This window comes from Hymenobacter plasmatis (genome assembly GCF_020711255.1).
Lineage (GTDB): Bacteria > Bacteroidota > Bacteroidia > Cytophagales > Hymenobacteraceae > Hymenobacter.
The window spans coordinates 1-15,027 of record NZ_JAJFAW010000043.1 but is presented as its reverse complement, the minus strand read 5'-3'; the positions used below and the strand labels follow the sequence as shown (position 1 = coordinate 15,027).

General features: G+C 60.6%; 13 protein-coding genes. 9 read left to right on the top strand and 4 right to left on the bottom strand.

Annotated elements, in window-relative coordinates:
* Positions 1 to 74 precede the first annotated feature (74 nt).
* Positions 75 to 356 (bottom strand): hypothetical protein, encoded by a 282-nt coding sequence (locus LJ738_RS20670; protein ID WP_227788255.1) that lies wholly within the window; start codon positions 354 to 356, stop codon positions 75 to 77.
* Positions 357 to 766: 410 nt separating this feature from the next.
* Positions 767 to 1,345: a YdeI/OmpD-associated family protein gene (locus LJ738_RS20665; RefSeq protein ID WP_227788254.1), complete on the bottom strand. Its 579-nt coding sequence runs from the start codon at positions 1,343 to 1,345 to the stop codon at positions 767 to 769.
* Positions 1,346 to 1,475: 130 nt separating this feature from the next.
* Between LJ738_RS20665 and LJ738_RS20660 the strand changes: the two genes are divergently transcribed.
* The 6 genes from LJ738_RS20660 to LJ738_RS20635 all read left to right on the top strand — a co-directional run bounded on the left by LJ738_RS20660 (position 1,476) and on the right by LJ738_RS20635 (position 6,946).
* Positions 1,476 to 2,051: an NAD(P)H-binding protein gene (locus tag LJ738_RS20660; RefSeq protein ID WP_227788253.1), complete on the top strand. Its 576-nt coding sequence runs from the start codon at positions 1,476 to 1,478 to the stop codon at positions 2,049 to 2,051.
* A 443-nt stretch (positions 2,052 to 2,494) separates the two neighbouring features.
* On the top strand, positions 2,495 to 3,091 hold the full coding sequence (locus LJ738_RS20655; protein ID WP_227788252.1) for a Crp/Fnr family transcriptional regulator: 597 nt from the start codon (positions 2,495 to 2,497) through the stop codon (positions 3,089 to 3,091).
* A 161-nt stretch (positions 3,092 to 3,252) separates the two neighbouring features.
* Entirely contained in the window at positions 3,253 to 4,188 is a 936-nt protein-coding gene (locus LJ738_RS20650; RefSeq protein WP_227788251.1) for a VOC family protein, read from the top strand.
* Positions 4,189 to 4,259: 71 nt separating this feature from the next.
* Positions 4,260 to 4,946, top strand: a complete 687-nt coding sequence (locus LJ738_RS20645; protein ID WP_227788250.1) for an alpha/beta hydrolase — start codon at positions 4,260 to 4,262, stop codon at positions 4,944 to 4,946.
* 448 nt (positions 4,947 to 5,394) lie between these two features.
* Positions 5,395 to 6,336 (top strand): hypothetical protein, encoded by a 942-nt coding sequence (locus LJ738_RS20640; protein ID WP_227788249.1) that lies wholly within the window; start codon positions 5,395 to 5,397, stop codon positions 6,334 to 6,336.
* A 208-nt stretch (positions 6,337 to 6,544) separates the two neighbouring features.
* Complete coding sequence (locus LJ738_RS20635) at positions 6,545 to 6,946, top strand: hypothetical protein (RefSeq protein ID WP_227788248.1); 402 nt, start codon at positions 6,545 to 6,547, stop codon at positions 6,944 to 6,946.
* A gap of 88 nt (positions 6,947 to 7,034) precedes the next feature.
* Here the strand turns inward: LJ738_RS20635 and LJ738_RS20630 are convergent, their stop codons facing one another.
* On the bottom strand, positions 7,035 to 7,877 hold the full coding sequence (locus LJ738_RS20630; protein ID WP_227788247.1) for an alpha/beta hydrolase: 843 nt from the start codon (positions 7,875 to 7,877) through the stop codon (positions 7,035 to 7,037).
* Positions 7,878 to 8,282: 405 nt separating this feature from the next.
* Between LJ738_RS20630 and paaZ the strand changes: the two genes are divergently transcribed.
* Together paaZ and LJ738_RS20620 are read left to right on the top strand one after the other, a co-directional pair.
* Positions 8,283 to 10,346 (top strand): phenylacetic acid degradation bifunctional protein PaaZ, encoded by a 2,064-nt coding sequence (paaZ, locus tag LJ738_RS20625; RefSeq protein ID WP_227788246.1) that lies wholly within the window; start codon positions 8,283 to 8,285, stop codon positions 10,344 to 10,346.
* Between the two features lie 76 nt (positions 10,347 to 10,422).
* Positions 10,423 to 11,202, top strand: coding sequence for an enoyl-CoA hydratase/isomerase family protein (locus LJ738_RS20620; protein WP_227788245.1), 780 nt, complete (start codon positions 10,423 to 10,425; stop codon positions 11,200 to 11,202).
* A gap of 268 nt (positions 11,203 to 11,470) precedes the next feature.
* Here the strand turns inward: LJ738_RS20620 and LJ738_RS20615 are convergent, their stop codons facing one another.
* Entirely contained in the window at positions 11,471 to 12,223 is a 753-nt protein-coding gene (locus LJ738_RS20615; RefSeq protein WP_227788244.1) for a DUF434 domain-containing protein, read from the bottom strand.
* Positions 12,224 to 12,375: 152 nt separating this feature from the next.
* Here LJ738_RS20615 and LJ738_RS20610 point away from each other — a divergent pair, with 152 nt between their 5' ends.
* A complete protein-coding gene (locus tag LJ738_RS20610; RefSeq protein ID WP_227788243.1) occupies positions 12,376 to 14,421 on the top strand; it encodes a HelD family protein in 2,046 nt (681 codons plus the stop codon).
* Positions 14,422 to 15,027 lie beyond the last annotated feature (606 nt).

Genomic DNA, 15,027 nt, shown 5'->3' with positions numbered 1-15,027 from the left:
TGGAGTACTTGTCCCATAAGTGCGTGCGAAATTCCAGCCCGGAAAATACACCATCACTCTTTGGGACTATACACCTAGTCAATCATGTCTCCAAGGTCGCTCACGCCTAAGGTGAACCAGATGATGAAAATCCCCAAGAGAATTTTCACGACGGGCGGAATCGAGAAACCGGTCTTTTCCTTGAGAAAAGCACTTGCCGGAGGGAAGTAAACTAGCGAAAAGAGGAGGTAAACAACCCCAGGAATTGGGCTCACCAAGAAGATGTTTGCCACGCCGATTGCAAAGACCACCATTCCAAATGCCCAGCCGGCTATGGTTGCCGTTGTGGTGTTGGCTTGCGTTAGGTTGTTAGTCATGAGTTTGTTGGGCTAAAAAGTTGAAATTGTTTTTGCTGCATTTACAACGCACATCGTTCGCGGCGGGTCGGGGAACTCTAAAGCAGTCGGCGTCCGGCGAACGAGCTAGAAGCGGTGGTCGAGTAGAACGATGCAAAGGAAGTCAAAGTGCTTTGTATTTCAAAGCAAATGTTGGTATTTGTTGCCAGCCGGTTAGGGGAAAGTTCGGGGTTGTTATAGGCCTGCTCCGGGGTATTATCCTGTCGGATAGGTCCTGTCACAGGGTGCAGGGGTTAAGCGCGGCGTCAGCTTCTCCGAGACGGCCGAGGCGCACGGCCCTTCACCACCAAATCACTAGTGGGGGAGGCCCTGGCGCCGTGTGATGGTACCGGCTTGGCGGCCACTCGGCGCTGGGCTACAACTCGCAGCTGCTAGTCATCCAAGCCCTTTCCACTGAGGATTTTCGGCAGGCATTTTTCAATCCTGGCCTCCCGGGTTTTGGCTTGCCTAGGTTGGGAAAAATGAAGGATGTACGCTCTCTGCCTTCCCGGCGTCAAGGCAGCGAAAGCCGTTTTTAAGGCCGGAATTTCCGCTGTTTTCTGTTGAAATTCTTCAGGAAAATCGAGCTCAGTAGGCTTCTGATAATTTACTTTTAAACCAGCCTTTTCCACCGCAATGGCCTCCTGGATATAGGCTTTCAAAACGGTTTCCAGCTCCACTATTTGCTGCACATTGGTGAACCGAATCTGACGCGTCGCCTGCGTATTCACTGTCTGTTGAACCAAGATGCCGTTGGTATCTTTTAGCAAGGCCCCTTTCACAAACATGAGCGCGCAGTGGTTCTTAAATGCATGAATTAGCGCGATGTTGCTTTTCTGAAACGTGTAGCAAGGAACGCCCCATTTCAATTCTTCGGTCAGCCCGCAGTCGAGCATGAACATCCTCAAATGTTCTAGTTCTTCCTGCCACTTTTTGGCTTTATTGAAGTAAAAATCAACGGCAGGATTCATGTTATTCTTGATTGAAAATTAGCGGAAATAGCTTTTCTGAAGTGCTGTTGACCGAAAAACTTATGAGGGGTTGGTTATCAAATGGCTTAGGAGAGCGAATGTAGCTCCATTAAAACAACGCATCTGCAATATGAAAAACGTACTTGTGCTAGGGGCCAGCGGCTCCATCGCCACAGAGGTTATTGGGCTGCTGGACAACAAGCCAGATATCAACCTCACCCTGTTTGTGCGCAACGCCGGCCGGCTGCGTCAGCAGCCCGCCAACGCCCGCGTGGTGGAAGGCGACGTGCTGAACTACAACCAGCTGAAGGACGCCGTGGCGGGGCAGGACATTGTGTACGCCAACCTCTCGGGCGACCTGGAACGCATGGCCCAAAACATTGTGAAGGCGATGAATGAAACCGGGGTCAAAAAGGTCATCTTCATCAGCTCAATTGGCATCTACGAGAAGCCGCTGAAGCCCGTATTGAAGCCTTACCGCGGGGCCGCCGACGTGCTGGAAACCTCGAACCTGGACTACACCATTCTGCGTCCCGCCTGGTTTACGGGCGAAGACGAAGTAGACTACGAAATCACGCACAAGGGCGAAGCCGAGCGCGGCTCCGTGATTTCGCAGAAAAGCCTGGCCACGTTCATTACCAAAGTCATTGAGTCGCCCGAGAAATATGCGCGGGAAAGCCTGGGCATCAACAAGCCAGGCTCTTAATCATTCGCCTGCTTTTGCCGTGAAGTACGTTAGCGAAAGCCCGGGCTTTCGTTGCTTCCCCTTAGCTCAACTCGCATGCAAAGTTTTCTATGCGGTGGCAGAATTCGTTGTGGAACAGCTGCTCAAGAAGGCAGCCGGCTAAACCCGAATAGGCGGCAACGACCAGCCTTTCTTCACGGCCAGCAACCGAAAGCCCGTTACCACGCCCGCCGAAAATAGAAAGTTAACGGTCGGGTCCAGATGGAAGGAAAGCGCCAGGACGTAAACAATAGCGCCGGTCAGGCAGGGAGTGGCATACAGTTGCCGCTCGAATACGGTTAGGCCGTTAAAGCGCTGCCTCGCCGCCTTCCCAGGCGAGCCCAACTGTTGGGCAAGGTAGCCTAGCGTGCTAACGATGCCGGCTTAGCGTAGGGCAAGCCCGCCGATTCCAGTACCTTCAACGCATGGCGTTACCAGCTGCGTACTCTGTCCTGAAAGCCCACTTGCAGGCGCGCGTGCCCTTGTCCGACGACGACTTTGCCGACTTCCAGGGCTACCTGCGCCCCCTGGCGCTGAGCAAACGGCAGCTCCTGCTGCAAGCCGGCGAGCCCTGCACGCACCTGGCCTTCGTGACCCAGGGCTGCCTGCGCAGCTACTCGCTCACGGCGCAAGGCCAGGAGCACACCCTGCAGTTTGCGCCGGAAGACTGGTGGATTTCGGACATCTACAGCTGGCTGACCCAGCAGCCCAGCAGCATGAGCATCGATGCGCTAGAAGACTCGCAGGTGCTGTTGCTGGCCCAGGCCGACATGGAAACCATCTACACGCGGTTTCCCGTGTTCGAACGGTATTTCCGGCTGTTGATGCAAAGCCGCTATGTGGCCCTGCAGGAGCGTGTCAACGCCTCGTTGAGCCAAACCGCCAGCGAAAAATACCAGCACTTTCTGCGCAAGTACCCCGGCATTGCCCAGCGCGTGCCCCAGCATTTTATTGCCTCCTACCTGGGCATTACGCCCGAGTCGTTGAGCCGCGTGCGCCGGCAAACCCGGCTCGGCCGGTGAGGGTGCCCACCCGGGCTCCGGGTACTTAGTAACCTGCTCGCCCGCAGCTGCTTTCTTATCCTAGGATAATGCGCGAGCGTACCGGCAGGTCAGACCTTTGCATCGTATTTATCCAGAAGCATGTCTCGACATCATGAGGCAGTTTTTCGTTAGACCTTACCATGCAAACGACCTCACTTCCTTATTCTTCGCTGCCGGTTGAGCGCATCGGCCAGCACCCCGCCCAGCAGCTGCCGGCTGCCATTCGCATTGGCACGGTGCACCTGGCCGTGGCCGACCTCAGCCGGTCCTTGGCCTTTTACCAGGACGTGCTGGGATTCCAGCTGCTGCGCCGCGTTCCGGCCGCCGATGGGCAGGCCGCCGGGGCCGAGCTCGGTGTGGCCGGCAGCGGCCAGGTACTAGTGGCCCTGTATGAGCAGCCGGGGGCGCGGCCAGTGCCGCGGCGGGGCCGCCTGGGCATCTACCACTTCGCCGTGCTGCTGCCCACCCGTGCCGACCTCGGCCGCTTCCTGCGGCATGCCCAGGCACAAGGCGTGCATGTGGGTTCCTCCGACCACCTCTACAGCGAAGCCACCTACCTCACCGACCCCGACGGCTTCACGGTGGAAGTGTACCGCGACCGGCCCCGCAGCGAATGGCGCGTAACGGACGAGGGCGAAATTCAATCAGCCCTCGACCCGCTCGACGTGCCGGGCGTGCTGCAGGCCGCCGGCAACACCCCCTGGCAGGGCCTGCCGGCGGGCACCACCATGGGCCACCTGCACTTCTACACCGGTAGCCTGCCGGAGGCCGCGGCCTTCTACCACCAGGCGCTGGGCCTGGACATTGTGACCTGGAGCCTGCCAGGCGCGTTGTTCGTGTCGGCGGGTGGCTATCACCACCACCTGGGCCTGAACGTGTGGGCCGCCGGCTCGCCCGCCGCGACCGACGAGGATGCGCGCCTGCTCCATTGGGAGCTGTGGCTGCCTGATGCCGGCAGCCGCGACGCCGCCGCGCAGCGCCTGCAGCAGGCCGGCTACCCAGCGGCCTCCACTCCCGAAGGGCCGATGGTAACGGACCCGTGGGGCATTCGCCTGTTGCTGCGTGCGGAGGCGTAGCCCCGGCCTGCATTTGTTTTCGGGGCCAGCCGTGGCTGTTCCTTCTTCTCGCTATTCTCTTGACTATTCCCATGATTCAAGCTACTGCAACGCAGCCCCCGCTGCTCACCGATTTATCCCTGGCCTACCGGCTCATAAACCCAGCTCAGAATCCCGGCGCCCAGCGCCTGTTGCTGCTCCTGCATGGCGTGGGCGGCAACGAGCTGAACCTGCTGCCCGTGGGCGAGCAACTGGCCGACGCGCGCACCTTGGTGCTGTCGGTGCGCGCCCCGCTGGTGCTGGGCCCCGCCGGCTTCGGCTTCTACCAGGTTGATTTTTCATCGGGCAAGCCCGTCTTCAACCACGCGCAGCAGCAAGCCGGGCAGCAACTGCTGCTGCGCTTTATTGAGGAAGCGACGGCCCGCTACGGCATCTCTGCCGACCAGGTGTACCTGCTGGGCTTCAGCCAGGGCGCCATCATGGCCTACGACGTGGCCCTGACTCACCCAGCGCAAGTACGCGGCGTGCTGGCTTTCAGCGGGCGCCTGCTGGAGGAAACGCGCCAGCACCACGCCCCAGCGGCTGAGGTGCAGCACGTACAGTTTTTCATCAGCCACGGCCACCACGACGACAAGCTACCCGCGTTTTATGCTGACGAAGCGGTGGCGTTTCTCAAAACTCTGGGCATTGCCCCGCACTACGAAGCCGTTGCCGGAGGGCACGAAATCTCGGAACGTGGCCTGGCCGCCGCCCACCAGTGGCTGGCCCGCCTGCCCTAACCGAACGAAGTCGTATTGCTATAAGGCCCTCAGCGCCTCGCGTACCTGCTGGTGTAGAGCCACACCGCTAGAAACATCGGTTGGCGTTGTTGGCATATGGACACTAATTCCCAAATGGCGGAATAATCGGCGTCTGCGTCATCGAGAATCCAGCAAATAAAACCCGAGGACGCAAAAACCATGAGGCATGGGGTAAAAGAATAGCGTTAAGGTAAAAAAGCCCTTGGAGCGGTAGCTGCACAGCTCTGTTGCCCTCAATATGGTGTTCAGAAAAACGGTTCGAAAAGTAAAAGGGGCGTATATTGATTCATCGCATCTGGGCCGCTGCTGCAGCGGCGGCAGGGGTCTACTTGCCGGACTTTCCTGACGGGAGCGGGGCCCGCCCTGTTTCGCCCATGAGCCGTCATTGGCGGTGCTCGCCCCCTTACACCGCCTTTCTCCACCCCCGATGATGAAGCGCTTGCTGTTGCTCCCCCTGTTGGCCGGGACCTTGTCCACGTGCCGCGAACAGCCCTTGGCGGTGGCGGACCCCACGTTTACGGCCACGGTGCGGCAGCCGACTTATGGTGCCCATCCCCCGCGCATTCTCTTTGATGAAGGGCACAACAACGGACACACCACGCGCGGAACCTACCGCCCCTTTGCCGCCTTGCTGGAACACGACGGCTGCCCCCTCACGGTGAGCGACGGCCCCATCACCGGCCCGGCCCTGGCCGGCTGCGACATCTACGTCGTGGCCAACGCCCGGGGAACCGGCGACTTGAACGACACCCCCGCCTTTACGGAACCGGAATGTGCGGCCATCGCTGCGTGGGTCACCCAGGGCGGCGCGTTGCTCTTGATTGCCGACCATTACCCGATGGGGGCCGCCGTGGACCGGCTGGCCCGCAAATTTGGGGTGCAGATGCAGCAGGGCCTGGTGCAAGACAGCGTGCACCACGACCCGTCCTCGACCGATGAAAGCCAGCTGGTCTTTTCCCGGGCCAATCATTTGCTGGCCGCCTGCGCGCTCACCGAAGGGGTGGCGCAAGTCGTCACCTACACCGGGCAGTCGCTGCGTTGCGATGCCCCGTGCGTGTCGTTTTTGAACTTGTCCGACGCGGCCTATGACCTGACGGCCCGTCCCGTGGTCGTCCGGGACGGGCCCGACACACGGGTGAACGTGACGTTTGACCACCCACAGTCCGCAAAAGGCCGGTCCCAGGGGCTGGCACGGGTGGTGGGCCAGGGCCGGGTCGTGGTGCTGGGGGAAGCGGCGATGCTGAGCGCGCAACTAACCCGCGACCATACCAAGTTTGGCATGAACGCGAATCCGGACAACCAGCAGTTGGCCTTGAACATCATCCATTGGCTCGCGGCACGGCCGGCCGCGCCGGGAAGGCGAGAGTAGGGCGGGGACGACGGCCCGAACGGCGGGCCGCGCCGTGACCCAGGCGGCGTTATTTCTTCGGGCAACTCACCTAAGGGGCGTGGGAAGGGAAAGGTCCGATTGCTAACAGGAGGGGTTGGGAAAGTGCTGCTGCGTTGCGGGCTGACCAGTCAGGGCTATGGCTTTGCTCGCTTTCTTTGCCTGCTCCTTTCAACCCCTTCGTGGTCTGATGAACACCAAATTTTTGCTGGGTGCCAGCGCAGCGCTCATGGCCGCCGGCGGCCTCGCCCTTCAATTTGCGCCGCACGAAGTGCTGGCCTACGCTGGCTACCCGGCGAGTGGCCTGGCGCCGGTTGTGGTGCAATTGCTCGGGGCCCTGTATCTGGGCTTCGCCCTGCTGAATTGGATGTCCAAAGGCGTACGCATGGGTGGCATCTACGCCCGCCCCTTGGCCGTGGGCAACGTCCTGCACTTCCTGGCGGGCGCCTTCACGCTGCTCCACTACGCCCTCCGGAACCCGGCCGCGGCCGGGGTGTGGGTAGGGGCCGCCGGGTACGCCCTCTTAGCCGTGCTCTTCGGCGCGATATTGTTCGTGTCGCCGCGCCTGGAGTCGGCGCCCGAGCGGGGCTAACGGCCGAGCCGGCCGGACCGGTTGGGGAGGCGGAGAGCCGTGGCTCGTATTCGTTCAGTGAAAACGGTGCTACAAACAGCCCATGCCCCTACTTCTTATCTAGAAACTGGAATATCCTTTTGTATGCCTCTTCCAGCTCGCTGGCGTTAGGGCTGTGGTGTCCTTCCGGCACAAACAGCACGGTGTTTTTATGCTGGTCTTGCTGGAGCAGGCCCACAAACCGTTCAAAGGTGACGGGTGGCACCTGGTCGTCTTGCCCGCCGTGCCAGATAAAAAATGGCGGGTCCTGCGGGTCGAAATAGGTGAGGGGTTCGTACTGCCGGGTCACTTCTTTCGGGGCGTAGCCGATGGTTTCGGGGAACAGGGCCAGGCCAATGGCCTTCATTACCGGCACCGGATGGTTCATGAATACCGTTTCCACCACGTCGAGTCCGCCCACCGGGCCGGAGAAGTTGACCACGCCGGCAATGCGAATGCCCGCCGCCAACGGGTGGGGGTACGTGGGGTCGTTGGCAGTCACCGCCACCAGGCTGCCAATGTGGGCGCCCGCAGAAAAGCCCGTGAGCACGACCCGGTCGAGGTTCAGGGGGTAAGCGTCGGGGTGCGCCCGGAGGAAGTTGAGGGCCAGCGTTAGGTCTTCCGTGGCCACGGGAATGCCCTGTTTGAGCCGGTAGTTGAGGTTGACGACGGTGACTCCTTTCTTCAAATAGGGCCGGATGTAGCGTTCTTCCTGGGCCTTGTCGCTGAGGTAATATCCCCCGCCGTGCAGAAACACGATGGTGTAGTTTTTGGTGTGCCGTTTCGGGGCTTCGGCGGACAGGTAGAGGTCGAATGTTTGCGCTTTATCCGCCCCGTAGGCAACGTCTTTGGTGATGGTGTAGGCCGCCTGGACTTGCTCCGGGGTTTTGTCGGCCACCGCAGCCAATTTCACAGAACAGGAGGACAGGGTCATTAAAGTGGCGACACGGAGCCAAAGCAGCGGGTGATGCATGAGACGAAAGAGTTGAGGGGAAAGCCGGTGAAAGTCCATCGTGGGGAGGCCGGGTCGCAACGAAACGCTAGCTTCCGCGGTGCTCCCTGCTGAGCTAAAAGTAAGCGCGGGCTGCCCTTATCCTTACAAGAGGCCACCGTCACCCGGAACGGCAGTGTCAGCAGCTGCGCTACGCCGTGATTATCGAACGCGTGCAAACTTGCAACGCCAAATCATGACCGTCATGCCGAGCGCAGCCGAAGCATCACTGGCTTGGAAGTAATCAATGCTAGGTCAACGAAGCGGTAGAGATGCTTCGGCTGCGCTCGGCATGATGGACCTTTACTAAAATTCCCACCACCAATTATGACTCCCACTCTCGAAAACTATACCCTCGGCCGCTGGACGCCCGGCGGCAGCGCCCCCCAGGAACTGCTCGACGCCAGCACCGGCGAGGTCATTGCCCTGGCCAATACCGAAGGTTTCGACTTCGCCTCCATCCTGGATTATGGGCGCCGCGTGGGCAACCCCAAGCTGCGCAAAATGACTTTCCACGAGCGGGGCCGGATGCTTAAAGCACTGGCCTTCCACTTGCAGGAAAAGAAGGAGATTTTCTATGAGTTGAGCTACCGTTCGGGCGCCACGCGCGCCGACTCCTGGATTGACATTGAAGGCGGCATCGGCAACCTGTTTGCCAACGCCTCGCTGCGCCGCAAGTTTCCCGACAAGCCGTTTTACGTGGAGGGCGAGCCGGTGGGCTTGTCAAAGGGCGGTACCTTCATGGCCCAACACCTGCTGGTGCCCCGCGAAGGCGTGGCCGTGCACATCAACGCCTACAACTTCCCCATCTGGGGCATGCTGGAGAAAATTGCCGTGAACCTGCTGGCCGGCATGCCCGCCGTGGTGAAGCCCGCCGTGCCCTCGGCCTACCTCACCGAGGCCGTGGTTCGAGAAATCATTGCCTCCGGCATCCTGCCGGAAGGCGCGTTGCAACTGGTGGTAGGCTCCGGCCAGGGCATTCTGGACCACGTCACGTACCAGGACGTGGTGACCTTCACCGGCTCGGCGGCCACCGGGCGTAAGCTGCGCGCCCACCCGCGCATCATCGAGGAAGCCGTGCCTTTCACCATGGAAGCCGACTCGCTCAATGCCGCCGTGCTCGGAATGGATGCCCGGCCGGGTACACCCGAATTCGACTTGTTTATTAAGGAAGTACGCAAGGAAATGACGGCCAAATGCGGGCAGAAATGCACCGCCATCCGCCGCGCCATTGTGCCGGAGAGCCTGCTTGAAGACGTGCAGATTGCCCTAGGCAAAGCCCTGGCCCAAACCACCGTGGGCCACCCGCAGGCCGAGGGCGTGCGCATGGGTGCGCTGGCGGGCCGGGCGCAGGCCGAGGTGTTCCGCGAGCGGGTGCGGCACTTAGCCCAACACACCCCCATCGTGTACGGCGACCTCGAAAACGTGGAAGTGCTGGGCAAAGAGCGCGGCGCCGACTACGCCAAGGGTGCCTTCACCTCGCCCATTGTGCTGCTGAATAAGGAGCCCTTTCGCCACCTCGACAGCCACGAAATCGAAGCCTTTGGCCCGGTGGTTACGCTTATGCCGTACCGTGATACCGACGAGGCCGTGACCCTGGCCAACATGGGCAAAGGTTCGCTGGTGTGCTCGCTGGCTACGAATGACCCGCGCACCGCGCAGGGCTTTGTGCTGGGCGCCGCCACTCACCACGGCCGCATCCTTGTGCTGAACGGCGAGATGGCCAAGGAAAGCACCGGGCACGGCTCGCCGCTGCCGCAGCTTATCCACGGCGGCCCCGGGCGGGCCGGGGGCGGGCAGGAGATGGGTGGTATCCGCGGGGTGGAGCATTTTATGCAGCGCGTGGCCCTGCAGGGCTCGCCGAGCATGATTACGGCCATCACGGAGGTATACCAGACCGGTGCCAAGCAAATCGAGCACGACAAGCACCCCTTCCAGCATTACTTCGAGGAACTGGAAATCGGCCAGACCTACACCACCCACAAGCACACCGTGACGGAGGCCGACATCACCAACTTCGCGCAGGTGTCGGGCGATAATTTCTACGCCCACGTCGACGCCACTTCGTTGGAAGGCACGCTCTTCACCGGGCGCGTGGCCCACGGCTACTACATTCTGAGCAAGGCCGCCGGCATGTTCGTGGACCCGCGCAAAGGGCCCGTGCTGCTGAATTACGGTCTGGACGAGTGCCGCTTTACCAAGCCTGTTTACCCCGGCACCACCATCGGCGTGACGCTCACGGTGAAGGAGAAAGTGGGCCAGGAAAAGCGCGACGAAACGGACGTAGCCAAAGGCATCGTGCGCTGGCTCGTCACCGTCACCGACCAAACCGGGGAAACCGTGGCCGTCGCCACCATTATGACGATGGTCAAGAAAAAGAACCAAGAATAGCTCTTCCATTAAAGCGGGTCGTGCCGGCTTGCAGCCGCACCGCTCGTTCTATTGGTCCCATTCACTGAAACTCCGTATGCCCACATTAGATACTCCCGCCGCTGGCCGGGTCACCGCATCGACCACCGCCGAGGGCGTGGCCACCATTTCCTTTTTTCATCCCGCACACAACTCCCTGCCCGGGCCCCTGCTCACCGAGCTGGCTCGGACCATCGCGGCCGTGGGGCAAGATGCCAAAACCAAGGTCATCATCCTGCGCAGCGAGGGCGACAAAACCTTCTGCGCCGGCGCCAGCTTCGACGAGCTGGTGGCCATTGAGAACGAAACACAAGGGCTGGCGTTCTTTTCCGGCTTTGCCCAAGTGATTAACGCCTGCCGCACCTGCCCCAAAGTCATCATTGGCCGCGTGCAGGGCAAAGCCATTGGCGGTGGGGTAGGGGTGGCCGCCGCCACCGACTATTGCTTTGCCACCGCCCAGGCTTCGGTGAAGCTAAGCGAGTTGGTGGTCGGCATCGGCCCGTTTGTGGTAGGGCCCGCCGTGGAGCGAAAAATAGGCGTGTCGGCCTACTCGCAGCTGGCCTTGGATGCGGCCGAATTTCGCTCGGCGCAGTGGGCCAAAGAGCAGGGCCTGTACCAGGAAGTGCTGGACACCGAAGAGGCCTTGGACTCCGCCGTGCAGGCATTCGCCACCAAGCTCACGGCCTACAATCCCGAGGCCCTAACCGACCTCAAGCGCGTCATCTGGGAAGGCACCGAACACTGGGACAAACTCCTGGTGGCGCGCGCCGCCATCAGCGGACGGCTGGTCCTGTCCGATTTCACCCGGCAGGCCATTCAGCGGTTCAAGGCCCGGTAAGCAGCATCCCAAACACAAAAAAGCCTCTAGCACAACGCTAGAGGCTTTTTTTGTGGCCGTGTTAAGCCCGGAATTACATATTGAGCTAAATGAGAACCGTTTCCTTATGCCTTCTTCGCGGTTTGAAGGGCAGGCTAGTGCTCAGTCTGATAGGGCCTGATATAGGAGAATTGAGCCATAGGTCCCCTGGCGAGTCTTCGTCTGTCCCCTCTTCTGCTTGAGATAATGAGTCAACTACAATAGGGGAGACTCATAATCAACCAGGTGCTTAGAATGGCTCAACACCTTCTGAGCCCAGACAGCCTGGGGCTAAGTTGAGCAGCCAGCGGGGCGGCTCGCGCTCCAGCACCAACGCCCCCAGGTTCAGCCAGGCTCCGGTGCGGTCGAGCACGGCCGAGTCGGCGGTCACGACGACATCTGGGGTTTCGCTTAGCTCGACGTCGGGGTTCATCACGACCTCCACTGTCCAGGGCAGCCCAAGCTCGGGCCCCAGCTCCCGGAGGCGGGAGGCGAGCCGGCCGCTGTTGGACACGGGCTGGTCGAGCAGCCACCGCACGGGGCCGGGCGCGAGCGGGAGCAGTGCCGCGGCGGTGAGCCGGATGGCCCGGTCGGTTTCCTGCACCGCCCGGTAGGTGCCGTGGATGCTCGCCAGGTCGCGCAGGGCCCCGTCGCGGCCCCGTAGCACCACCCCGCCACTCAGGGCCGTTTCGAGCAGGATAATGAGGTTGAAGCCATCGATGGAAACGGCCCGGCCGTGGAGGGCCGGGGGCGGCAGCTGCGTGGCCAGGCGCCGTCGGTACTGCTCGTCGGTACAGGCGGCGCGGCCCACGGCCCAGCGCTGGCGCTCGGTCAGGGCGTAGCGGTCGCCCACCAGCTTGATGGTACTGCCGCGTGGGTACCCGCGCGTGAGCAACCACGACAGCTCCGCCACGGCGCGCCGCAGCACCGGTAGCCAATGGGGCCCAAACAACTGGGCATCGGCCGGGTGCGGGCCGCGGTGGCGGGTGTCGGCAGGGCGCATGAGTAAATTGTTAAGGAGCCGTGGAAACTGTAATACACCGCCCCCTCCCCGCCGGGTTGCCGGAAGTGCCAGCGGCTCGAAAAAAACGCAAACGCTCCGGCGGCCCGGAATTTGAGGGCACCTTTGCTATCCAATTACAAGAGTTGACGGGAATGAATGCAACGGAGCAAGAAGAGAGAGAATACCTGGAAGTAATCAAGGAGAAACTGGCGCTGGCCATCCGGCGGGGAGACGACGCCGTCAAGCAGTTTTCCGACGAGCTCCGGCAGAAAAAGGAGTACATCCACGAGCACCAGTCCGGCATGGACGACGCCGACATGGTAGCCGCCGGCCAATCGATTAACCGCATGGCCTTTACGGGCGAGGCCGCCGTGGCCCGGAAACGCAAGCTCCTCAAGCTGGCGCAATCCCCCTACTTTGGCCGCATTGATTTCACGCCCCAAGGCCAGGCCACCATGCCGGTGTACATCGGCGTGCATTCGTTTACGGACGAGCGGCAGCGCCAGGGCCTGATTTACGATTGGCGGGCACCCATCTCGTCCATGTTCTACGACTTTGAGCTGGGGGATGCTGCCTTCACCACTCCCTCGGGGGAGATGCAGGGCACCATCGACCTCAAGCGGCAATACAAAATCCGGGACGGGCGCATGGAGTTCCTGATTGAAAACGACGTGAACATCCACGACGACGTGCTGCAGCGCGAACTGGCCAAGTCCAGCGACGACAAGATGAAGAACATCGTCGCGACCATCCAACGGGACCAGAACGCGGTGATTCGCAACGAAACCGCTTCGGTGATGGTCATCCAGGGCGTGGCCGGGTCGGGCAAAACCTCCATCGCCCTGCATCGCCTGGCGTTCCTCTTGTACCGCTACCGCGATACCATTGCAGCCAAGGACCTGCTCATTATCTCGCCCAATAAAGTCTTCGCCGACTACATCTCCAACGTCTTGCCCGAGCTGGGCGAAGAACACATTCCCGAGTTGGGCATGGACGAGCTGGCGGCCGATTTGCTCGGCAACCAGTTCCCGTTCCAGACCTTCTTCGAACAGGTGTCGGCGCTGCTGGAAAGCCACGACTCCGCGTTTATTGAGCGCATTCGGTTCAAGTCCTCGTTTGAGTTTCTGAGCCAGCTCAACCAGTACCTGCTGCACGTGGAAAACCACTACTTCACCGCGGCCGAGCTGCGGGTGGGCCCCTTGCGCATTCCTGCGGCGTTCCTGCTGGAAAGGTTCAAGGCCTACCACCGGGTGCCGCTCTTGAAACGCCTGCCGCTGGTGGCCGAGGACGTGCGGACCTACGTGCGCGACGCCACCCGCCGCAAGCTGACCGGGCAGGAGAAAGCCACGATTGGGGAAGCTGTTCCCCGCATGTTCAAGTTCCACCAGGTGCTGGACCTTTACCGGGACTTTTACCGCTGGATTGGGAAGCCCGGGCTCTTCCGAATCGACCACCGCATGCACTTGGAATACGCGGATGTCTTCGCCTTCATCTACCTGCGCATTCGGCTGGAAGGCCTCACTGCCTACGAGCACGTCAAGCACCTGCTGGTGGACGAGATGCAGGATTACACCCCCGTGCAATATGCCGTGTTGTCCCGCGTATTCGGTTGTCGGAAGACCATCCTCGGCGACGTAAGCCAGACGGTGAATCCGTACAGCGCTTCCTCGGCCGAGGCAATCGAACGCGTCTTTCCGCAAGCCGAGGTGGTCCGGCTCTACCGCAGCTATCGCTCCACCGTCGAGATTACGGCGTTTGCGCAGCGCATCACGCCGAATCCTCACATCATCCCACTGGAACGGCACGGGCAGGAGCCCGTAATAGCGCGCTTTGACAACAAAGACGAGGAGTTAAAGGCTATCCAGCAGCTGATTGCGACCTTCCAGCGCTCGGGAAACAATTCCCTGGGCATCATCTGCAAAACCCTCCGGCAGGCCAGGCAGGCGCATGAGGCACTGAAAGCCCCCGGCGTTTATTTGCTCACAGAAGAGTCTACGACCTTCAAAGAGGGGGTGGTCATCACCACGGCCCACTTGGCGAAGGGGCTGGAGTTTGATGAGGTCATCGTGCCCTTTGCCTCCGCTCATACTTATAAAACGGAGGTGGATAAGAGCATGCTCTACGTCGCCTGCACCCGGGCCATGCACCAGCTCACGCTGACGTATTCGAAGGAAATAACGCCCTTCTTGTCCACCTAATCATCGTTGGCCACGGCTCTGTTTCTCGAACACGCTTCACCAAGCTCCTTAGATAGTTTTAATGATGTGCGTGGTCGACGAGTTCTTCTCTTACTAATAGGGCACTTTAATCGGGCCTTAAAAGAGGCAAATCTTGAGATAGCAGGGGAGTTCTATTAGTGTAAAGCAGGCATCTCAACCGGGTGGGCTGATGCGCTCTGGCTAGGCCTTGTCTGAACCCAAAAAATCTTGGGTCCACCACGAGTGTCCCGGGAAAGCAAAAGGCCCTTCACGCTAGCGTAAAGGGCCTTTTCTGTGGTCGTGTAAGGCCCGGAAATTGCTTATTGGGCTAGATGAGAACAGACAAAAACTGCCTTCTTTGGCCTTCTTGGCGGTTTGAGGTGTAGGCTCGTGTCCAGCCTGATAGGTCCTGATATAAGGGAAAGAAGCCACGGGTCCCCTGACGGGTCCCCCGTCTATTGCCCCTCATGCTCTTGCGTAGACGAGTCAACTAGAGTAGGGGACTTCTCAACATTGGTTTAAGATTATTACCGTTTCCGTAAACTTCCCTTGGGCCAGGCCCGGCTAGCGAGCACCGTAGCCCGCCGCCACGAGCCAGGCGCAGAG

Coding starts and splice junctions, on each gene's coding strand:
- LJ738_RS20670 (WP_227788255.1), bottom strand. CDS start 356: ATGACTAACAACCTAACGCAAGCCAACACCACAACGGCAACCATAGCC.
- LJ738_RS20665 (WP_227788254.1), bottom strand. CDS start 1,345: ATGAATCCTGCCGTTGATTTTTACTTCAATAAAGCCAAAAAGTGGCAG.
- LJ738_RS20660 (WP_227788253.1), top strand. CDS start 1,476: ATGAAAAACGTACTTGTGCTAGGGGCCAGCGGCTCCATCGCCACAGAG.
- LJ738_RS20655 (WP_227788252.1), top strand. CDS start 2,495: ATGGCGTTACCAGCTGCGTACTCTGTCCTGAAAGCCCACTTGCAGGCG.
- LJ738_RS20650 (WP_227788251.1), top strand. CDS start 3,253: ATGCAAACGACCTCACTTCCTTATTCTTCGCTGCCGGTTGAGCGCATC.
- LJ738_RS20645 (WP_227788250.1), top strand. CDS start 4,260: ATGATTCAAGCTACTGCAACGCAGCCCCCGCTGCTCACCGATTTATCC.
- LJ738_RS20640 (WP_227788249.1), top strand. CDS start 5,395: ATGATGAAGCGCTTGCTGTTGCTCCCCCTGTTGGCCGGGACCTTGTCC.
- LJ738_RS20635 (WP_227788248.1), top strand. CDS start 6,545: ATGAACACCAAATTTTTGCTGGGTGCCAGCGCAGCGCTCATGGCCGCC.
- paaZ (WP_227788246.1), top strand. CDS start 8,283: ATGACTCCCACTCTCGAAAACTATACCCTCGGCCGCTGGACGCCCGGC.
- LJ738_RS20620 (WP_227788245.1), top strand. CDS start 10,423: ATGCCCACATTAGATACTCCCGCCGCTGGCCGGGTCACCGCATCGACC.
- LJ738_RS20615 (WP_227788244.1), bottom strand. CDS start 12,223: ATGCGCCCTGCCGACACCCGCCACCGCGGCCCGCACCCGGCCGATGCC.
- LJ738_RS20610 (WP_227788243.1), top strand. CDS start 12,376: ATGAATGCAACGGAGCAAGAAGAGAGAGAATACCTGGAAGTAATCAAG.